The 19,401-nt window shown below is 74.8% G+C and carries 17 protein-coding genes and 1 pseudogene; 7 read left to right on the top strand and 11 right to left on the bottom strand.

Going from position 1 to position 19,401, the window contains the following annotated elements:
- From ACW0Q9_RS17720 to mraZ, 4 genes and pseudogenes are all read right to left on the bottom strand, one after another.
- Nucleotides 1–346 (bottom strand): annotated as a pseudogene (locus tag ACW0Q9_RS17720) (penicillin-binding protein 2); the annotation flags it as partial.
- 3 nt (nucleotides 347–349) lie between these two features.
- Nucleotides 350–952: a hypothetical protein gene (locus ACW0Q9_RS17715; RefSeq protein WP_456182632.1), complete on the bottom strand. Its 603-nt coding sequence runs from the start codon at nucleotides 950–952 to the stop codon at nucleotides 350–352.
- Nucleotides 949–2,058, bottom strand: coding sequence for a 16S rRNA (cytosine(1402)-N(4))-methyltransferase RsmH (gene rsmH / locus ACW0Q9_RS17710; RefSeq protein ID WP_456182630.1), 1,110 nt, complete (start codon nucleotides 2,056–2,058; stop codon nucleotides 949–951). Before rsmH ends, ACW0Q9_RS17715 begins: the two co-directional genes overlap by 4 nt.
- 204 nt (nucleotides 2,059–2,262) lie before the next feature.
- Nucleotides 2,263–2,694, bottom strand: a complete 432-nt coding sequence (gene mraZ / locus ACW0Q9_RS17705; protein WP_089006009.1) for a division/cell wall cluster transcriptional repressor MraZ — start codon at nucleotides 2,692–2,694, stop codon at nucleotides 2,263–2,265.
- 357 nt (nucleotides 2,695–3,051) lie between these two features.
- On the opposite strand from mraZ, the gene ACW0Q9_RS17700 reads away from it, so the two are divergent.
- From ACW0Q9_RS17700 to ACW0Q9_RS17685, 4 genes are read left to right on the top strand one after another with little or no spacing between them, the layout of a single operon-like run.
- A complete protein-coding gene (locus ACW0Q9_RS17700; protein WP_456182636.1) occupies nucleotides 3,052–4,299 on the top strand; it encodes a MurT ligase domain-containing protein in 1,248 nt (415 codons plus the stop codon).
- Nucleotides 4,289–5,011: a type 1 glutamine amidotransferase gene (locus ACW0Q9_RS17695; RefSeq protein WP_456182628.1), complete on the top strand. Its 723-nt coding sequence runs from the start codon at nucleotides 4,289–4,291 to the stop codon at nucleotides 5,009–5,011. The genes ACW0Q9_RS17700 and ACW0Q9_RS17695 overlap by 11 nt, the downstream gene beginning before the upstream one ends.
- Entirely contained in the window at nucleotides 4,951–5,727 is a 777-nt protein-coding gene (locus ACW0Q9_RS17690; RefSeq protein ID WP_456182634.1) for a TVP38/TMEM64 family protein, read from the top strand. The genes ACW0Q9_RS17695 and ACW0Q9_RS17690 overlap by 61 nt, the downstream gene beginning before the upstream one ends.
- Before the next feature lies 1 nt (nucleotide 5,728).
- The gene (locus tag ACW0Q9_RS17685; protein WP_456182626.1) at nucleotides 5,729–6,490 is read left to right on the top strand and encodes a phosphotransferase; all 762 of its coding nucleotides are present in this window, start codon (nucleotides 5,729–5,731) and stop codon (nucleotides 6,488–6,490) included.
- A gap of 183 nt (nucleotides 6,491–6,673) precedes the next feature.
- Here the strand turns inward: ACW0Q9_RS17685 and leuS are convergent, their stop codons facing one another.
- A complete protein-coding gene (leuS, locus tag ACW0Q9_RS17680; protein WP_456182624.1) occupies nucleotides 6,674–9,514 on the bottom strand; it encodes a leucine--tRNA ligase in 2,841 nt (946 codons plus the stop codon).
- 392 nt (nucleotides 9,515–9,906) lie between these two features.
- Here leuS and ACW0Q9_RS17675 point away from each other — a divergent pair, with 392 nt between their 5' ends.
- From ACW0Q9_RS17675 to ACW0Q9_RS17665, 3 genes are read left to right on the top strand one after another with little or no spacing between them, the layout of a single operon-like run.
- Nucleotides 9,907–10,959: an AAA family ATPase gene (locus ACW0Q9_RS17675; RefSeq protein WP_456182622.1), complete on the top strand. Its 1,053-nt coding sequence runs from the start codon at nucleotides 9,907–9,909 to the stop codon at nucleotides 10,957–10,959.
- A gap of 1 nt (nucleotide 10,960) precedes the next feature.
- On the top strand, nucleotides 10,961–12,259 hold the full coding sequence (locus ACW0Q9_RS17670) for a DUF58 domain-containing protein (RefSeq protein ID WP_456182620.1): 1,299 nt from the start codon (nucleotides 10,961–10,963) through the stop codon (nucleotides 12,257–12,259).
- A gap of 16 nt (nucleotides 12,260–12,275) precedes the next feature.
- Nucleotides 12,276–14,744 (top strand): transglutaminase family protein, encoded by a 2,469-nt coding sequence (locus ACW0Q9_RS17665; RefSeq protein WP_456182618.1) that lies wholly within the window; start codon nucleotides 12,276–12,278, stop codon nucleotides 14,742–14,744.
- A 274-nt stretch (nucleotides 14,745–15,018) separates the two neighbouring features.
- Here the strand turns inward: ACW0Q9_RS17665 and ACW0Q9_RS17660 are convergent, their stop codons facing one another.
- The 6 genes from ACW0Q9_RS17660 to ACW0Q9_RS17635 all read right to left on the bottom strand — a co-directional run.
- Nucleotides 15,019–15,414, bottom strand: coding sequence for a DUF3040 domain-containing protein (locus ACW0Q9_RS17660; protein ID WP_091268111.1), 396 nt, complete (start codon nucleotides 15,412–15,414; stop codon nucleotides 15,019–15,021).
- 115 nt (nucleotides 15,415–15,529) lie between these two features.
- Complete coding sequence (locus tag ACW0Q9_RS17655) at nucleotides 15,530–16,789, bottom strand: DNA polymerase IV (protein ID WP_456182616.1); 1,260 nt, start codon at nucleotides 16,787–16,789, stop codon at nucleotides 15,530–15,532.
- Between the two features lie 44 nt (nucleotides 16,790–16,833).
- Nucleotides 16,834–17,997 carry an alkaline phosphatase family protein gene (locus ACW0Q9_RS17650; RefSeq protein WP_456182615.1) on the bottom strand — a complete coding sequence of 388 codons (1,164 nt, stop codon included), beginning with the start codon at nucleotides 17,995–17,997 and terminating at the stop codon, nucleotides 16,834–16,836.
- Nucleotides 17,994–18,743, bottom strand: coding sequence for a methyltransferase domain-containing protein (locus ACW0Q9_RS17645; RefSeq protein ID WP_456182613.1), 750 nt, complete (start codon nucleotides 18,741–18,743; stop codon nucleotides 17,994–17,996). The genes ACW0Q9_RS17650 and ACW0Q9_RS17645 overlap by 4 nt, the downstream gene beginning before the upstream one ends.
- A gap of 14 nt (nucleotides 18,744–18,757) precedes the next feature.
- Entirely contained in the window at nucleotides 18,758–18,937 is a 180-nt protein-coding gene (locus tag ACW0Q9_RS17640; protein WP_091268414.1) for a hypothetical protein, read from the bottom strand.
- Between the two features lie 96 nt (nucleotides 18,938–19,033).
- On the bottom strand, nucleotides 19,034–19,401 hold a 368-nt coding region (locus tag ACW0Q9_RS17635), incomplete at its 5' end, for an OB-fold nucleic acid binding domain-containing protein (protein ID WP_456182611.1).

The raw sequence follows: 19,401 nt of genomic DNA, 5'->3' as shown, positions 1-19,401 counted from the left end.
ACGGCTCCCGCGCCGGCCGGGCGGACACCGTCCGCACCACACCGGCCCGGCCGCCGGCGGTCTCCCGGCGACCGGCGCGGGTCGCCCCGGTCCGGCCGCCGTCGAGCACCTGCAGGGCCGGGCGGAACGGGTCGCCGGAGCGGGTGCTGCGCGGGGTACGCCGCTGGTCGGCGCCCCCACCGGTCCGGGCGGCGCCGCCGCCCTCCCGGATGGTCCGGCCGCGCGGCGTGTACGCCCGGGCGTCGGAGATCCCGCCGACGCCCGGCTCCCGGTGCTCCGCGCCCCGGGACGAGCCGCGCCGGGAGCCTGTGGCGTCCCGGCGCGGTTCCTCCGATCTCGGCGGCACTGCTCAGCCTCCGTTGCCCTGCTGGCTGGTGATCGCCGGCGCACCCTCCACCGGGTGCGGGACACCGATCACCTTCCCGTCCGGCAGCCGGATGTAGGCCAGCTCGTCCGAGTCGACCAGGCCGAGCTTGCGCGCGTTGGCGGTCAGGTTTCCCGGCGCCTTCTGGTCGGCGATCTCCTTCTCCAGCTGCTGCTGGTCGACGTCGAGCTTGGCCTGCTGCTGCTCGAGCTTCTCCAGCTTGAACGCGTTCTCGTTGATCTTGGTGTTGACCGCCAGGATGCCGAGCACCCCGCCGACCACGAGCACCAGGATCAGCCCGACGAACGGCGCCCGCGGCACCCGGACCGGCGGCGGCGGGGCGACCCGCAACCGCGGCGAGGTGGTGCCGGTGGTGCGGGTGCGCTCGGCCGGCCGCAGGGCGGCGCTGCCCTGGGTGGGGAACTCGCGCGCCCCCCGGGCGCGAGTCTCCCCCCGGCGGTCGGGCCGGTCGGCCGCCGCCGTCGACGTGGTGCCGCGCGGGGTGCGCTGCGCCGCGGTCCGGCCCCCCGACCGCGGTGCGCGCTGCCCGATGCCGGTGTCCCGGCCGTCGCGCTGGTTGACGTTCATGTCCCCTCCCCCTCTTCGTCCGTCCCGTTCCCGTCCCCGGGGGCCGACCGCGGGTCCGTTCCGGACCCCGGTGACCCCGTCCCCGGTTGGTGCATCGCCTTCACCCGGCGGCGGTACCGTTCGCGGTCGGTACGCCCCTGCCGGGCCGCCTCCGGGTCGAGCCGTTCCGCGGCCCGCAGCCGCACCGAGGCGGCGCGCGGGTTGGCGGCGACCTCCGCCTCCCCGGGCAGCTCCGCGCCCCGGCTGAGCAGCCGGAACGTCGGACCCGACCCGGGCAGTTCGACCGGGAGGTCGACCGGGCCCTTGCTGCGGACCCGGTCGGCGAGCGCCTGCTTGGTGAGCCGGTCCTCCAGCGAGTGGTAGGACAGGACCACCATGCGGCCGCCCACGGTGAGCTTGTCCAGAGCGGCCGGCAGCGCCGTCTCCAGCGCTGCCAGTTCCCTGTTTACCTCGATCCGTAAAGCCTGAAACGTTCTCTTTGCCGGGTGTCCCCCGGTTCGTCGGGCTGGTGCCGGAATGCTCTCCCGGACCAGCTCGGCCAGTCGCGCCGACGAGGTGATCGGAGCGCGCTCGCGCTCCCGGATGATCGCCGAGGCGATCCGCCCCGCGAACTTCTCCTCGCCGTACACCCGCAGCACCCGGGCCAGTTCCGGGTGGGAGTAGGTGTTGACCACCTCCTCGGCGGTCACCCCCCGGGTCTGGTCCATCCGCATGTCCAGCGGCGCGTCCTGCGCGTAGGCGAACCCGCGGTCGGGCGCGTCCAGTTGCAGGGACGAGACGCCGAGGTCGAACAGGATCCCGTCGATCGCCGGGTAGCCGAGCCGGTCGAGCACCTCTGGCAACTCGTCGTAGACGGCGTGCTCGAGGTGGACCCGGTCGGCGAACCGGGCCAGCCGGACCCGCGCGTGGGCGAGGGCCTCCGTGTCCCGGTCCAGGCCGATCAGCACCGTGTCCGGGTGCGCCTCCAGCACCGCCTCGGCGTGGCCGGCCAGGCCGAGCGTGGCGTCGACGTGCACGGTGCGGCCGGTCCGACCCAGAGCGGGGGCCAGCAACTCGAGACACCGCTCGAGCAGCACCGGCACGTGCGTGCCGCGTAGCTCCCCCATCTCGACCCCCACTGGTTGAAACCCGATTCCGTCCCTGTGTCCGTCGTCGCCACGACGCCTCGCCATACCGCCAGATCCCCATCCGCTCCCGCCCGCCGGAGGCCGCGGCCCTCCGTATCGGATCGTGCGCCTGGCACCGGGGAAGGGGTGCCAGGAACTCGAAAGCGGCTGGAGATCTCGCAGTACGTCGGGCGCCGTCACGCCCTACAGACCGCCGGGCAGCACCCCCTCCTCGATGTCGGCGAAGTCGTCTTCGCTCTCCGCGAGGTAGGCCTCCCAGGCCGCCTTGTCCCAGATCTCCACCCGGGTGCTCGCGCCGATCACGACCAGGTCGCGGTCGAGAGCGGCGTAGGACCGCAGGTGCGCGGGGATGGTGACCCGCCCTTGCTTGTCCGGCACCTCGTCGTGCGCGCTGGCGAAGAAGACCCGGCTGTAGGCCCGGGCCGCCTTGCTCGTCATCGGCTGCGCGCGCAACTGGTCGGCGATCCGCTGGAACTCGGGCATCGGGAAGACGTAGAGGCAGCGCTCCTGCCCTTTGGTGATCACGACACCCCCCGCCAGTTCGTCCCGGAACTTCGCCGGAAGGATCAACCGGCCTTTGTCGTCCAGGCGCGGAGTGTGGGTGCCGAGGAACATCGGCCCAACCCCCTCGCCCTGTGAGCGGCGTTCGCGGCGCCGCTGACCCCCCGGGCCGGTGTGGCCCTCCCGGCCTCACCATCGCGCCCCACTCTACTCCACTTCCCTCCACCTGCAACCAGAAACGCCCGCGCGGCGCGGCGTTTCGGCGCGCAAAACAGCACGTCAACGGGGGTGGGGCGGAGTGGAGGGGTGCGGCGCGCCCCGCGGGCGGTCCGCTTCCCGACATAGATCGACTCCGTCCGGCCGAGCGCGAGTCGACCGTCCGCCGGGCGGCCCCGGCCGAACGGATCGCCGTCGGCGGCGATCTGGTGGGCCCGGTGGTCCGGTAACCTCGCTCGGGTGACGGACGCGAAGATGCCCCTGCGGGCAAAGGTGGCCAGCTCCGTGTCGCGGACCGCCGCGGCGCTGTCGCGGGCCGCGGGCCGTGGCGACGGCTCGGTGATCGGCGGCTGGATCGGCCTCAAGATCGACCCGGAACTGCTGGCCCACCTCTCGGCCGGTCGGGCCATCGCCCTGGTGTCCGGCACCAACGGCAAGACCACCACCACCCGGCTCACCACCGCCGCCGTCGGGGTGCTCGGCCGGGTCGCCACCAACTCCTTCGGCGCCAACATGCCCACCGGGCACACCTCGGCGCTGGCCAAGGCCGGCAGCACCCCCTACGCGGTGCTGGAGGTGGACGAGCACTACCTCGCCCAGGTGCTGGAGGCCACCGACCCGCACGTGGTGGCGCTGCTCAACCTCTCCCGCGACCAGCTCGACCGGGCCAAGGAGGTCGCCATGATGGCGCAGCTCTGGCGCGCCGCGCTGGTCCGGCACCCCGACGTGCGGGTGGTCGCCAACGCCGACGACCCCATGGTGGTCTGGGCCGCCACCCCGCCGGCCGACCCGGCCCAGGGCCACATCCCGCCGCACGTCACCTGGTTCAGCGCCGGCCAGCGCTGGCACGACGACTCCTGGGTATGCCCCGAGTGCGGCTCCACCATCCAGCGCTCAGGCGAGCAGTGGTGGTGCACCGGCTGCCCGCTGCGCCGCCCCCAGCCGCAGTGGACGGTCGAGGACGACGGGGTGCTCGACCCCACCGGCGCCTGGCACAAGGTGCAGCTCCAGCTCCCCGGCAAGGTCAACCTCGGCAACGCGGCCACCGCCCTGGCGGTCGCCGCCGAGTTCGGGGTACGCCCCGTGGACGCGGTCTCCCGGCTCGGCACGGTCACGTCGGTGGCCGGCCGCTACGCCCAGGTCGACCGGGACGGGCGCAACATCCGGCTGCTGCTGGCCAAGAACCCGGCCAGCTGGCTGGAGGCGTTCGACATGGCCGACGTCGCGCCGACACTGCTCTCCATCAACGCGCGCGACCCCGACGGGCTCGACACCTCCTGGCTCTTCGACGTCGACTTCTCCCCGCTGCGCGGCCGGCAGGTGCTGATCACCGGCGACCGGGCCTACGACCTGGCCGTCCGGCTCGACGTCAACGGCGTGCCGTTCCAGCACGTGCGGAGCTTCGACGACGCCGTCCGCGCGGTGCCGCCGGGCCGGCTGGAGGTCATCGCCAACTACACCGCCTTCCAGGACATCCGAGCGGAGCTGGACCGTGTCAACTGAGAGCCTGCGCATCGTCTGGATCTACCCCGACCTGCTGTCCACCTACGGCGACCGGGGCAACGCGCTGATCCTGGCCCGCCGGGCCCAGCTGCGCGGCATGCCGGTCGAGGTGCTGGAGGTCCGCTCCGACCAGCGGCTGCCCGCCACCGCCGACATCTACCTGATCGGCGGCGGCGAGGACGGCCCGCAGGCGCTGGGCGCGCAGCGGCTGATCGCCGACGGCGGCCTGCACCGGGCGGTCGCCCAGGGCTCGGTGGTGTTCGGCGTCTGCGCCGGCTACCAGCTGCTCGGCACCTCCTTCTTCGCCAAGGGCACCCGGTGCACCGGGCTGGAGCTGCTGGACATCTCCTCCGACCGGGGTGCCACGCGGGCGGTCGGCGAGCTGGCCGGCGAGGTCGACCCGCGGCTGGGCATCCCCTACCTGAGCGGGTTCGAGAACCACGGCGGGCGCACCCACCTCGGCCCCGGCGTCTCGCCGCTGGCCCGGGTCACCACCGGGATCGGCAACGATGGGACCACCGAGGGCGCGTGGCGGGGCAAGCTGCTCGGCACCTACTCGCACGGTCCGGCGCTGGCCCGCAATCCCGCCCTCGCCGACCTGCTGCTGCGCTGGGCGACCGGCATCCACCAGCTCCCCCCGCTCGACGACACCTGGGCCGACCGGCTCCGCTCCGAGCGCCGCACCGCGGTGGCCGCCGCCGCCCGGCCGTGATCCGCGCCGCCCGACTGTGGCGGCGACGACCGGTGTTCCGCCGGTTCGCGCGGTTGCTGCGGCAACCGTCGGCGCGCCGGTTCGCGCTGCTGCTCCTGCTGCTCGCCGGGTTCGGCGTCACGCTGCTGCTCGTCCCCCACCCGGACCCGGGCGACCTGCCCCGGCTGGCCGACCCGCTCGGCGGGTACGCCCCGGCCGCCGCCGTGGTGGGCGGCGCGCTGCTGCTCGTGGCGCTGGTCCCGCGTACCTTCGTGACACTGGCCGCCGGCGCGATCTTCGGCCCGGTGCAGGGCGCCGCGTACGCCCTCGGCGCGGCGCTGCTCGCGGCGGCCGTCGGCTTCGCGGTCGGCCGCCTGCTGGGCCGGCAGTTCGTCGCCGAACGGGTCCGCGGCCGGCTGGCCCGGCTGGACGGCTGGTTCGCCCGGCAGAGCGTGTTCGGCGTGATGACCGTGCGGCTGCTGCCGATCGCCGGGTTCGGGCTGGTCAGCTACGGCTACGGCACCACCGGGGCACGGGTGCTGCCGTTCCTGGCCGGCAGCGTGATCGCCTCCGCCCCCACGGCGATCGGCTACGCGGCCATCGGCGCGGCGGTCAGCTCCCCCGGCTCGATCAACTGGTACGCCGCCGCACCGGCCAGCCTCGGCCTGATCGCCAGCGTGGTCATCATCCACCGCTGGTGGCGGGCGGAGCGGCACCGCCGGCTGGGCCCGAGCTGAGATGCCCGCACCGGAGGAGCGGCTGCCCGGCGGGTTCGTCACCGAGGTGGTCCGGATCGGCGACACGGTACGCCGCACTCCCCCGGCCCGCGCCGGGTTCGTGGCGGCCCTGCTGCGACACCTGGCCGTCACCGCGCCCGGCCTGGCGCCCGGCTACCTCGGGGTGGACGAGCAGGGCCGGCAGGTGCTGACCCACCTCGCCGGGCGGGTGCCCTGGCGGGACCGGGAGGACCGGGCCTTCTTCGCCGATCCGGCGCTCGCCCGGCTGGCCGGGCTGATCCGGGCGCTGCACGACGCCTGCGCCGGCAGTCCGCTGGCCGGCGACGCGGAGACGGTCTGCCACCGGGACCTGTCGCCGAAGAACACCGTCTACCGGGACGCGCCGGGCGGGCCGCTGCCGGTGGCCTTCCTCGACTGGGACCTGGCCCGACCGGGCCGGCGGGTCGAGGACGTGGCGTTCGCCGGCTGGCACTGGGCCGCGCTGGGCGGGGACGCCGACCCGGCCGAGCTGGCCCGGCGCTGCCGGCTGCTCTGCGACGCCTACGAGGCCACCACCCCCGGGGTGTCCCTGCCCCGGGACGAGCTGGTCGGCGTCATGCTCGACCAGCTCGACGGCACCTGGCGGGGCATCGACACCGGCGCCGACCGGGACGAGCCGGGCATGCGCCGCCTCCGCGCGGCGGGTGCGGTCGACGCGATCCGTGGCTGGCACGGGTGGCTGCGCCGGCACCGGCGGACCGTCGAGGCGGCGCTCGTCCGCTAGAGGCTGTGGAGCTGACGTCCGGAGCGACTCATGAGTCGCTGACGACATCAGCTCGACAGCGACTCCGGGACAACCGCCGGGGTGCCGGGGACGGCCGACGCCGTCCACCGGCGGGAACCCTAACCCGGAACGCCGCGGAGGCGCGCCCCGAACGCGGGACGCGCCTCCGTGAGCAGACGTGGGTCAGGCGACGACCGAGACCATCCGGCCCTTCACCACGATGACCTTGCGCGGCTCCTTGCCGGCCAGCGCGCCGGCGACCGCCTCCAGGGCGGCCGACCGGACGTCGTCCTCGGACGCGTCGGCGGCCACCTCGACCCGGCCCCGGACCTTGCCGTTGATCTGCACCGGGTAGGTCACCGTCTCGGCGACCAGCAGCGCCGGGTCGGCGGTCGGGAAGTCCGCGTACGCCAGCGAGGTGTCGTGGCCCAGCCGCCGCCACAGCTCCTCGGCGACGTGCGGGGCGAACGGGGCCACCATCAGCACCAGCGGCTCGGCCACCTCCCGCGGGGTCTCCGCCAGCCGGGTCAGCCCGTTGGTCAGCTCGATCAGCTTGGCGATCGCGGTGTTGAACCGGATCCCCTCCATGTCGCCACGGACCCCGTCGATCACCTTGTGCAGCAGCCGGCGGGTGGCCTCGTCGGCCGGCGCGTCGGTCACCCGCAGCGCGCCGGTCTGCTCGTCGACGACCGCCCGCCAGACCCGCTGCAGGAACCGGTACGAGCCGACCACCGCCCGGGTCTCCCACGGGCGGGACACCTCCAGCGGGCCCATCGACATCTCGTACACCCGGAAGGTGTCCGCGCCGTACGCCGCGCACATCTCGTCCGGGGTGACGACGTTCTTCAGGGACTTGCCCATCTTGCCGTACTCGCGCCTGACCTCGGTGTCGCCGTGGAAGTACCGGCCGTCGACCTCGACGACCTCGTCGGCCGGCACGTACGCGCCCCGCGGGTCGGTGAACGCGTACGCCTGGATGTAGCCCTGGTTGAACAGCCGGCGGAACGGCTCGAACGAGGAGACGTGGCCCAGGTCGTACAGCACCTTGTGCCAGAAGCGGGCGTACAGCAGGTGCAGCACGGCGTGCTCGGCGCCACCGACGTACAGGTCGGTGCCCCCGCAGTCGCCCGCGCCGCGCGGCCCCATCCAGTACGCCTCGTTCTCCGGTTCGGCGAACCGCCCCGAGTCGGTCGGGTCCACGTAGCGCAGCTCGTACCAGCAGGAGCCGGCCCACTGCGGCATCACGTTGGTCTCCCGGGTGTAGCGCTTCGGCCCGTCACCCAGGTCCAGCTCCACCTCCACCCAGTCGCGCCGCCGGGACAGCGGGGTCTCCGGGTTGCTGTCGGCGTCCTCCGGGTCGAACGTCTTCGGCGAGAAGTCGTCCACCTCGGGCAGCTCGACCGGCAGCATCGACTCGGGCAGCGCGATCGGCGCCCCCGTCTCGTCGTAGACGATCGGGAACGGCTCGCCCCAGTAGCGCTGCCGGGAGAACAGCCAGTCCCGCAGCCGCCAGGTGACCGCGCCGGCGCCGTGCCCGTTGGCCTCCAGCCACGCGATGATCCGCGCCTTGGCGTCGGTCACCCCCAGGCCGTTCAGGTCCAGGCCGCGGTCGGGCGCGGCGCTGTTGACCGCCGGACCCTCCCCGGTGTACGCCTTGCCGGCGAAGCCCTCCGGCGGCTGCACGGTGCGCACGATCGGCAGGTCGAAGACCTCGGCGAAGTCCCAGTCCCGCTCGTCCTGTGCGGGCACCGCCATGATCGCGCCGGTGCCGTAGCCGGCCAGCACGTAGTCGGCGATGAAGATCGGGATCTGCCCGCCGGTGACCGGGTTGGTCGCGTGGGCGCCGACGAAGACGCCGGTCTTTTCCTTGGTCTCCGCCTGCCGCTCCACGTCCGTCTTGGCCGCGGCGGCCTTCCGGTACGCCTCGACGGCGGCCCGCGGGCTGGCGTGCCCGCCGGTCCAGGCGTCCTTCGTCCCGTCCGGCCAGGCGGCCGGAACCAGCACGTCGACCAGCTCGTGCTCCGGGGCCAGCACCATGTAGGTGGCGCCGAAGACGGTGTCCGGCCGGGTCGTGAACACCCGGACCGGGCCACGCTCGGTCGGGAAGTCGATGTGCGCGCCGGTCGACCGGCCGATCCAGTTGCGCTGCTGCAGCTTGATCGGCTCGGGCCAGTCCAGCGTGTCCAGGTCCTCCAGCAGCCGGTCCCCGTACGCGGTGATCCGCATCATCCACTGCTTCAGGTTGCGCTTGAAGACCGGGAAGTTGCCCCGCTCGGAGCGGCCGTCGGCGGTGACCTCCTCGTTGGCCAGCACGGTGCCCAGCCCCGGGCACCAGTTCACCGGCGCCTCCGAGACGTACGCCAGCCGGTGGTCGTCGACGATCTTCCGCCGCTCGCCCACGGTCAGCTCGGCCCACGGCCGGCCGTCCGGGGTGGGGCGGGTGCCCCCCTCGAACTCGGCGATCAGCTCGGCGACCGGCCGGGCCTTCTTCGCGTCCGCGTCGTACCAGGAGTTGAAGATCTGCAGGAAGATCCACTGGGTCCAGCGGTAGAAGTCGGTGTCGATGGTGGCCACCGAGCGCCGCTCGTCGTGGCCCAGCCCCAGCCGGCGCAGCTGCGCCTTGTACCGCTCGATGTTGGCCTCGGTGGTGGTCCGGGGGTGGGTGCCGGTCTGCACCGCGTACTGCTCGGCCGGCAGGCCGAACGCGTCGAAGCCCATCGCGTGCAGCACGTTGCGCCCGGCCATCCGCTGGTAGCGGGCGTAGCAGTCGGTGCCGATGTAGCCCAGCGGGTGGCCGACGTGCAGGCCGGCGCCCGACGGATAGGGGAACATGTCCAGCACGTACAGCTTCTCGGCGCCCGCCCGCGGGTGGTCCGGGTCGGCCAGCGGACCGGCCGGGTTCGGCGCGTGGAAGGTGCCCTCCCGAGCCCAGGTGTCCTGCCAGCGGTGCTCGATCTCCTCGGCCAGGGCGGCGGTGTACCGGAACGGGGGGATGTCGGTGGCCGGTGCGGCTGCCTCACTCATGGCGTCTCCTCGGCGCGGGTCATGTCGGATATGGGAGGTCTGCTGCGGACACAAAAAAGCCCCTCGCGCAGGAGGGGCCGCCGTGCTGTCGCGCGTTCAGCGCATCAGCACGGCTCGGTAAGAAGCAGGAAGACTCCGGCCATGACCGGGAGTGTACCCCGCCTACCCGCCGGCCATCTCCCCCGCACCATCGGTCGGGACATTCCCCCGGTCCGGCGAATATTCCGGGCGTAACCGACCGACCGCCTGCGGGGGTCGGCGACAACGAGAAACATGGTTAGCCTGAGAGACCAGTGAGATTTCTGCGGCAGACGTGGCTCGACGTCGCGAACCTAACGGCGGGTCCAGGTGCTCTATTCAGCGCTGCCGTCCAGGCGACGAGGAGGAGGCCCGTGACACAACAGACCTGGGACGAGGTGGGCGGTCTGCTGCCGCACGACGAGTTCCGCGCCGCCAGCGAGGCCATCGTGGCCAACATCGAGCAGGTCATCGAGGGCAAGACGGCCACCGTCCGGCTCGCCCTGGCGGTGCTGCTGGCCGAGGGCCACCTGCTGATCGAGGACGTGCCGGGCGTCGGCAAGACCAAGCTGGCCAAGGCCATGGCCCGGTCGATCGACTGCTCGGTGCGCCGGATCCAGTTCACCCCGGACCTGCTGCCCAGCGACGTCACCGGGGTCAGCGTCTACAACCAGGAGACGCACGACTTCGAGTTCCGCCCGGGCGCGGTCTTCGCCAACCTGGTGGTCGGCGACGAGATCAACCGGGCCTCGCCGAAGACCCAGTCGGCGCTGCTGGAGTGCATGGAGGAGCGGCAGGTCACCGTCGACGGCGTGACCTACCAGCTGCAGACCCCGTTCATGGTGATCGCGACGCAGAACCCGATCGAGATGGAGGGGACGTACCCGCTGCCGGAGGCGCAGCGCGACCGGTTCACCGCGCGGATCGCGATGGGCTACCCGGACGCGGGCGCCGAGCTGGCCATGCTGGACGGCCACGGTGCCGCCGACCCGCTGAACGAGCTGCGGCCGGTCTCCGACGCGGCCACCGTCCGCCGGCTGATCGGCCACGTCCGGCAGGTGCACGTCGCCGACGCCGTCAAGCAGTACGCGATCGACCTGGTCACGGCCACCCGCGAGGCGCCCGACCTGCGGCTCGGGGCGTCCCCGCGGGCCACCCTCCAGCTGCTGCGCACCGCCCGCGCGGTGGCCGCCCTGGAGGGCCGCGACTACGTCCTCCCGGACGACCTCCAGGCCCTCGCGGTGCCGGTGCTGGCGCACCGGATCATCCCGACCGCCGACGCGCAGCTGGCCCGGCGCACCACCGACGCGATCGTCGCCGAGCTGGTGCACCGCCTCCCGCTCCCGCACGACCGCAAGCGCTCCCCGTACGACACCCGGCCCGCCCCCAACAACGGACGCGGGCCGTACGAGCCGCGGAGGCCGTGAGGTGCGCGACGGGCTGCGAGGACTGACCACCCGCGGCCGCTCGTTCCTGGCGGCCGCGGTCGCCGCCGCGATCTCCGCCGGCATCCTCGGCGAGAAGGACCTGCTCCGGGTGGCCGTGCTGCTCGCCATCCTGCCGCTGCTCGCGGCGGCCTACGTCGGGCGCAGCCGCTACAAGCTCGCCTGCAACCGGTCGCTGGAGCCGCACCGGGTGCCGGTCGGGGCCAGCTCGCGGGTGGTGCTCCGGCTGCAGAACCTGTCCCGGCTGCCCACCGGCACGCTGCTGCTGGAGGACCGGCTGCCCTACGCGCTGGGCAGCCGGCCGCGGGTGGTGCTGGAGCGCCTCGGCGCCCACCAGGCCAGCTCGGTGGCGTACACGGTCCGGGCCGACGTGCGCGGCCGCTACGAGGTCGGGCCGCTGGTGATCCGGCTGACCGACCCGTTCGGGCTCTGCGAGCTGAGCCGGGCCTTCCCCAGCACCGACCACCTCACCGTGATCCCGCAGGTCACCCCCCTGCCCTCGGTCCGCCTCCCCGGCGAGTACGCGGGCAGCGGCGACAGCCGGGCCCGCTCGGTGGCGGTGCACGGCGAGGACGACGCGGCCACCCGGGAGTACCGGATGGGCGACGACCTGCGCCGCGTGCACTGGAAGTCGACCGCCCGCACCGGCGAGCTGATGGTGCGCCGGGAGGAGCAGCCCTGGGAGAGCCGGGCCACCGTGGTGCTGGACACCCGCGCCTTCGGGCACCGGGGCGAGGGGCCCACCGCGAGCTTCGAGTGGGCCGTCTCGGCCGCCGCCAGCATCGCGGTGCACCTGCGTCAGGCCGGCTACAAGCTGCGCCTGGTCACCGGCTCCGGCGCGGACGTGGACGCCACCGAGGCCGGCGGCGAGGGCCTCCTCCTCGACCAGCTCGCCGAGGTGCACCTGGACAAGCGCGGGGAGCTCAGCACGCTGGTGCAGCAGGTCCGGCAGCGGGCCGACGGCGGCCTGATCATCGCGCTCCTCGGCACGCTGAGCACCGCCGAGGCGGAGCTGCTGGCCGGGCTGCGCGGCAGCGGCGCGACCTGCGTGGGCTTCCTGCTCGACAGCAACACCTGGCTGAACCTGCCGCCGAAGGCCCGGGCCGAGGCGGAGCACGCGCACGGCGCCGCCGCGCTCGCCCTGCTGCAGAGCGGCTGGCGGGTGATCGGGGTCGAGCACGGCACCCGGCTGCCGGTGCTCTGGCCGCAGGCGGCCCGCGGGTCGCAGGGGTTCGCCCTGCGGGCGGCGCTGGCCGAGACGGTGGCCGGAGGCGTGCGATGACCGGAAGGGTGGACCCGTGACCGCGCACCGCAACCTCGGCTTCGTCGCCGCGGCGGCGACCCTGCTGGCGGCGGCCCCGCTGTCGGCGATCTTCGAGCGCTGGACCTGGCTCATCCAGGCGGCCATCGTGGTGGCCGTGGTGGCCGGCGCGGCCGCGCTGAGCCGGCTGGTCCGGGCGCCGCTGTGGGGCCAGGTGCTGGCCATGCTGGCCGGTCTCACGCTGGCGCTCACCTGGGTCTTCCCCGGCGGCACCGAGTTCTTCGCGTTCCTGCCCACCCCGGCCACCTTCGGCCACTTCGGCGACCTGCTGAGCGCCTCGTTGCCGGACATGCGCTCCTACGGCGTGCAGGTGCCGGACGTGGACTCGCTGCTGTTCCTCGCCGTGCTCGGCATCGGCGCGGTGGCCGTGGTGGTGGACGTGCTCGCCGTCGGGCTGCGCCGGCCGGCGCTGGCCGGGCTGCCCATGCTGGCCATCTACTCGGTCCCGGTGGCGGTCTACGTGGACAGCGTCCCCGCCACCCCCTTCGTGGTGGGCGCCTGCGGCTACCTGTGGCTGCTGGTCACCGACAACGTCGACCGGGTACGCCGGTTCGGCCGCCGGTTCACCGGCGAGGGGCGCGACGTCGACGTCTGGGAGGCGTCGCCGCTGGCCGCGGCGGGCCGCCGGCTGGCCGTGGTCGGGGTGGCCCTGGCGGTGGCCCTGCCGCTGGTCGTGCCCGGGATGACCGGCGGGCTGATGAGCGCCGTCGGTGACGGCACCGGCACCGGCAACGGGCGGCCGGGCCAGGGCGGCAGTCCCGGGCGGATCGACCTGTTCGCCGCGCTCAGCGGCCAGCTCAATCAGACCGAGGTGTCCGAGCTGGTCAAGGTGACCACCAACGAGCCGACCCCGTTCTACCTGCGCTTCGGGGTGGCCGACGAGCTGCGGCCGGACGGCTTCCGGGTGCGGGTGCCCACCGGCAAGCCGGCCAACCGCAACCTGCCCGACCCGACGCAGCGCGGCGGCCGGGGCGTGGAGCAGCAGCGCTACCGGGCCAGCGTCGAGGTGACCAAGAACCTCAACATGCCGCTGCTGCCCATCTACGCCGAGCCGGTGAAGACCGAGGACGTGAGCGGCAACTGGCTCTACGACACGAACCTGCAGATCGTCTTCTCCAACCGGGACAACGCCCGGGGCAAGCGCTACTCGTTCGACTACGTCCGCTCGACGTTCAGCCCGGCGGCGCTGCGGGCGGCGCCCTCGCAGCCGGCCGACGACCCGGTGCTGGCGCAGCAGACCGTCACGCCGGCCGTCCGCGCGGTCGACCGGCTGGTCGACCAGCTGGTCAAGGGCCGCACGAACGACTACGACAAGGTCCGGGCGATCTACGACTACTTCTCGGTGGAGAACGGGTTCACCTACTCGCTGTCGACCCGCAGCGGCACCAGCGGGGAGGACATCACCGACTTCCTCGCCACCAAGGTGGGCTTCTGCCAGCAGTACGCCGCGGCGATGGCCTGGCTGGTCCGGTCGGCCGGCATCCCGGCCCGGGTGGCGTTCGGCTTCAGCAACGGCAGCAACTCGGGCGACGGCACGTACGTGCTGACCAACAAGAACCTGCACGCCTGGACCGAGGTCCACTTCGGCGGGATCGGCTGGGTGCCGTTCGACGCCACTCCGGCGGCGAGCGTCCAGGGGTCGGTCCGCTCGGCCTGGGCCCCGGACACCGACGCCCCCGAGGACGTCACCCCCCTGCCGGGGAGCACCGCCGCGCCGGGCGGGGTCGACCCGTCGGCCGGCCCGGACGACCCGGACCGCCTCGACAAGGACGCCGACCAGGGCCTCGCCGTCGGCGACAGCGGCCCGACCCGGCAGAACCCGGTCTGGCCGTGGTGGGTGGCCGGGGCGCTCGCCCTGCTGGCGCTGCTCGCGGTGCCGGCCCTGCGCCGCTCCGCGCTCCGCCGCCGCCGGCGGGTCCGGGCGGGCGCGCCCGCGGCCACCACCCTGACCGCCGTGCCGGGGCAGCGGGGCGCGGCGCGCGAGATCGTGGTCGGCGTGGACGCCGACCGGGCCCGCGCGGACGCGCACGCCGCCTGGGACGAGTTGCTCGACACGCTTGTCGACTTCCACGTCCGGGTGGACCTGACGGAGACCCCCCGGACGACCGCCGAGCGGCTGTCCCGGGAGGCGCTGGTCGAGGACGCCGCGGCGGTGACCGGGGTGCGGCTGCTGGGCCGGGCGGAGGAGCGGGCCCGCTACGCCCGCGACCCGCTGACCGGCGAGGCGCTGTACCCGGCCCTGCGATCGGTGCGCGGCGCCCTCGCGGCGCGGGCGGACCGGCGTACCCGGTTGCTGGCGGCCCTGCTGCCGCCGTCGGTGCTGCTGCGCTGGCGGACCGCGCTGACCGAACGCTCGACCCGGCTGGTCACCACGACCGGGCAGGTGCGGCAGCGGCTGCTGCGCTGGAACCCGCGTCGTCTCCTGGCGGGCCGACCGGCCCGCTGACCCGGTTCCGCCCGCCGGCGCTCCCCCGCCGACGGGCCGGACCGGGTCCCACAAGACCGCCCTGCCCGCGCTCGGAGGCGCGCGTTGATCAAGAGGTTTGCGTCAGGAAACGGCCCCGCGCCGACGCAAACTTCTTGATCGACGCGGCGGTGGGTGCGGCGCGTGGCGAGATGATCACCGGGATCGGGGCATGCGGAAGCGACCACGCTCGCCGGGCGGTGCCCGGCAATCCGCCGTCGCGAGGGACCCCGCCCCGGTCAGGGGCGGGACGTGCTCAGCGGTGGCCCTCCGGGCGCTGCCGCCAGCGGTCCTCCATCCGGTCGAGGAAGGAGCCCCGGCGGCCGCTGCGGCCACGGGGACGGCGACGGCTCGTCGTGCCGCCGACCACGTGCAGGTCGGGCGACTGGGATCGGCGGTGCGACTGCACCGCGTAGCCCAACGAGGCCAGCATGACGACGAAGCCCGCCACGGCCAGCGGGGGCGTCTTGATCACGGCACCGTAGATCAACAGGGCCAGACCAGCGATGACCACGCCGGCAGCGACGAGCACGCGACGCCGCGCGTGGAAACGCGGGTCGCTGGCGCGCACGGCCGAGGCGAACTTGGGGTCCTCGGCAAGCGACCGCTCGATCTGCTCGAACAGCCGCTGCTCGTGCTCCGAGAGCGGCACGGCACTCCTCCCCGGTCACGTTGGTCGGCCCGGGCGGGCCGACAGACCGTGGCAGCCAACCGGCTGCTTACCCGCAAGTCTACGAGGGGGCTCGCGCGTCGGAAAGCGGGACGACCTACGGCCGGGTCGGTTTTTCCACTCGCCGGGGATCACGCTTCCCGAGAAGACTGGCCGGACCTATGACGGACCGCCCGAATCGGGCGGCCGCCGCGTCGGCCGCCGCCTCCGCCTCGCGCCAGCCGCGCTCCGGCGCGCCCAGCGTGAGCTGCTGCGGCGTCTCCTCCGCCGCGGCGAGTCCCTCCATCCGGACGCCGACCAGACGGACCGGCTCGCCGGGGGCCAGGGCGGTCCAGAGCGCCCAGGCCGTGTCGAACATCTCCCGGGCGGTGTCGGTGGGCACACCGAGCGTGCGGGAGCGGCTGATCGTGCGGAAGTCGGCCAACCGGACCTTGAGCGACACGGTGCGCCCGACCTGACCCGCCGCGCGCAGCCGGGCGCCGGCCTTCTCGGCGAGGGCGAGCAGCGCGCGGCGGATCTCGGCCGGGTCCGTGACGTCGGTGTCGAAGGTGACCTCCGCGCCGATCGACTTCTCCACGTGCTCCGGGGAGACCCGGCGCGGGTCGCGCCCCCAGGCCAGCTCGTGCAGGTGGCCGGCGGACGCCTCCCCCACCGCCCGGCGGAGCAGGCCCGGTGACGCATCGGCCAGGTCGCCCACGGTGCGCAGGCCGAGCCGTTGCAGCGCCTCGGCGGAGCGCTCCCCCACCCCCCACAGCGCCGCCACCGGCAGCGGGTGCAGGAACTCCAGCACCCGGGCGGCGGGCACGACGAGCAGGCCGTCCGGCTTGGCCCGGGTGGAGCCGAGCTTGGCCACGAACTTGCTCGGCGCCACCCCGACCGAGCAGGTCAGCTCCTGCTCCTCGGCCACCCGGCGGCGGATCAGCCGGGCGATCTCGGTCGGGGTGCCGAAGAGCCGCCGGGCGCCGGCCACGTCGAGGAACGCCTCGTCCAGGGAGAGCGGCTCGACCAGCGGGGTGACGTCGCGGAAGATGCGCATCACGGCTCGGGAGGCCGCCGAGTAGGCGGTGAAGTCCGGCGGCAGGTAGACGGCGTGCGGGCAGAGCGCCCGGGCCCGGGCGGTGGGCATGGCGCTGCGGACGCCGTAGCGGCGGGCCTCGTAGCTGGCCGAGCTGACCACCCCGCGCGGACCGATCCCGCCGACCACCACCGGGCGGCCGCGCAGCTCGGGGCGGCGGCGCACCTCCACCGAGGCGAAGAAGGCGTCCATGTCGACGTGCAGGATCGGGCAGCCGGTGTCGTCGGCGTCCGGCCCGAAGCGCGGATCACCGCCCCGGGGCAACGACTGGCTGCGGCCCATCCCCGCAGGCTAGCCGCCCGGTCCGACAGTCCCGCCCGGGCGGGTCAGCCGCGGACCACCAGCAGCGGGATGGTCATCTCGGCGGCGGTGTCCGCGCCGTGGTACGCGACCAGCCGGGACTCCATCGGCTTCTCCGAGCGGGTGGCCACCACCGCGTAGGTGTCGCGGCAGACCACCACCACGTCGCCGATCCGGCCCAGGTGCGCCTCCGGCACCGGCCCGAACCAGCCGGTGGCCACCGCCTCGGCCCGGGTCAGCACCCGGGCGGCGCCGTCGAGCACCGCCGACCAGGCGGCCACCACGTCCTCGGTGGCGCCCGGCTCGACGTGCAGGTAGCGGACCCGGGGCTCGCCGGCCACCACCCGGACGCCGGCCCGCAGCCGGGGGTCGGTGTCCAGGTCGATCCGGTGCCCGTCGGGCACGTTCAGCTGCCCGTGGTCGGCCGTGACCAGCAGCGCGGCGTCCGGCGGCAGCCCGTCGACCAGCCGGGCGAGCAGCCGGTCCACCTCGGCGGCGGCCAGCCGCCAGGGCGCGGAGTCCACGCCGGTGAGGTGCCCGTGCCGGTCCAGGTCGGGGTGGTAGCCGGAGACCAGGGCCGGGCCGGAACCGGCCGCCAGGGCGGCCAGCATCCGCTCGGCGAGCGGATCGACGCCGGCCGCGCCCCGGTAGTCGCCGCCCCGGTTCGCGGCCAGGGTGAGGCCGCTGCCGCCGTACTCCGGGCGACTGACCACGGTGACCGCCACCCCGGCGGCGCGGGCCCGCTCGTACCAGGTGGCGACGGGCTGCCAGCGCAGCGGCTCCGGGTCGCCGGCCCACTCGATGTGGCTGAGCACCCGGTCGGTGCCCGGCACCCGGACCTTGAAGCCGAGCACCCCGTGCGCGCCCGACGGGGTGCCGGTGCCCAGGCTGACCAGGCTGGTCGGGGTGGTGGAGGGGAAGCCGGCGGTGAGCGGGACGCCGACCGTGGCGGCCAGCCCGGCCAGCGTCGGCGCGTACGGCGCGGCGGTGGGGATCTGGTACCAGCCGAGCCCGTCGACCAGCAGGACGGCGATCCGGCGTACCCCGGCCAGCCGGGGCGCGAGGCCGAGCAGGTCGGCGGCGCCGGGCACGCCGAGCAGCGCGAACGCGCTGGGCAGCACGTCGGCCAGGCTGCCGCCGCCGTAGCGGGGCGCGACCCGGTCGAGCGGACCCACCGCCGGGCCGGTCATGCCGGGCGGCGGGCGAACAGGTGCAGCTGGGCGGCGAGGTCGCGGTACGGCGGCCGGGCGGCGAGGGCCCGCTCCAGCTCCACCAGGGCGGCCGGCTGGCCGTCCGCCACCGCGGCCGGAAGCAGGTCGGCGAGCACGCGTACGCCGTGGATCTCCTCGACGGCGAGGCCGGCGGCGGCGAGCAGCGCGGTGGCGCCGTCGGCGTCGTAGCGGCGGCGCAGGGTGTCCCGGGGGCCGGCGGTGCCGGCCGGGTCGGCGGCGAGCGCGGCGGCCACGTCGAGGTGGCCGTTCATCGCCCGGGCCAGCACGGCGGCGGCCCGGCCGGCGACCAGCACGCTGGCCGCGCCACCGGGCCGCAGGGCGGCGGCCAGCGCGGCGACCACCGGGGCGGGGTCGTCCACCACCTCGAGCACCGAGTGGCAGAGCACCAGGTCGACGGTGGCCGGCTCGACCAGCCCGGCGAGCGCGTCGCCGTCGCCCTGCAGGGCGCGTACCCGCTCGGCGACCCCGGCCTCGGCGGCCCGGCGGGTCAGCGCGGCGAGCGCGTCGGGACTGGCGTCGACGACGGTGACCCGGTGGCCGGCCTCGGCGAGCGGGACGGCGAAGCCGCCCGTCCCGCCGCCGACGTCGAGCACGGTGAGCCGCTCGCCGGCCCGCCGCTCCAGCTCGGCCCGGAGCACCGCCCAGATCACGGCGGTACGGGGGGTCAGGGTTCGGGTCCGCTCCACGCCGCCGAGCCTAGTCACCCCCGGGCCCTAGGTCAGGACTCGCCACCGCCGGCGGGGTCCTCCTCGGCGCGGGACCGCTGGGCGTTGGCCACCGGCCCGTCGGTCACCTGGTATTCCCGCGGCTCCACCTCGTGGGTGGGCGCCCAGCCGGCACCCAGCCGGGTCCGCCGGGCGTTGGCCACGCCGCCGGGGTACGTGCTGTGAAAGGTCATCGGTTCATCCCCCATACCCGGGTGGGCCACTCTGCCCACCCGTGCCGGGAGTCTCCCGCCTCCGGGGCCCGGAAACCGTAATGTGGATCACTCCAGTCAACGGAAATCCCGGGACGCCGGCGTGACGGGCGGCTCGATCGCGTCCAGCCGGTCCGCGGTGAGGCTGACGACGCCCTCGTGCCGCTGCAACCGGCCCCGCACCACCAGCGCGCCGCTGGTGCGGGCGACTCGACGGTAGCGCTGCCAGAGCCCCGGGGAGCAAGTGACGTTGAGCATGCCGGTCTCGTCCTCCAGGTTGAGGAAGGTGACCCCGCCGGCGGTCGCCGGCCGCTGCCGGTGGGTGACGATCCCGCCGACCCGGATCCGCTGCCCGGGTTCCACCCGGCCCAGCCGGGCGATCGGCACCGCGCCCAGCTCGTCCAGCCGGTCCCGGATGAACCGGGCCGGGTGGCTCTCCGGGGACA

The sequence above is a fragment of the Micromonospora sp. I033 genome (assembly GCF_053890995.1).
Note: the sequence above shows the minus strand (reverse complement) of the source record. Positions and strands in the feature narration are given on the sequence as shown.

Bases quoted from the DNA above. Each gene is read 5' to 3' on its own strand.
- ACW0Q9_RS17640 (WP_091268414.1), bottom strand. From the start codon at position 18,937: ATGACCTTTCACAGCACGTACCCCGGCGGCGTGGCCAACGCCCGGCGG.
- rsmH (WP_456182630.1), bottom strand. From the start codon at position 2,058: ATGGGGGAGCTACGCGGCACGCACGTGCCGGTGCTGCTCGAGCGGTGT.
- ACW0Q9_RS17685 (WP_456182626.1), top strand. From the start codon at position 5,729: ATGCCCGCACCGGAGGAGCGGCTGCCCGGCGGGTTCGTCACCGAGGTG.
- ACW0Q9_RS17700 (WP_456182636.1), top strand. From the start codon at position 3,052: ATGCCCCTGCGGGCAAAGGTGGCCAGCTCCGTGTCGCGGACCGCCGCG.
- mraZ (WP_089006009.1), bottom strand. From the start codon at position 2,694: ATGTTCCTCGGCACCCACACTCCGCGCCTGGACGACAAAGGCCGGTTG.
- leuS (WP_456182624.1), bottom strand. From the start codon at position 9,514: ATGAGTGAGGCAGCCGCACCGGCCACCGACATCCCCCCGTTCCGGTAC.
- ACW0Q9_RS17650 (WP_456182615.1), bottom strand. From the start codon at position 17,997: ATGACCGGCCCGGCGGTGGGTCCGCTCGACCGGGTCGCGCCCCGCTAC.
- ACW0Q9_RS17715 (WP_456182632.1), bottom strand. From the start codon at position 952: ATGAACGTCAACCAGCGCGACGGCCGGGACACCGGCATCGGGCAGCGC.
- ACW0Q9_RS17655 (WP_456182616.1), bottom strand. From the start codon at position 16,789: ATGGGCCGCAGCCAGTCGTTGCCCCGGGGCGGTGATCCGCGCTTCGGG.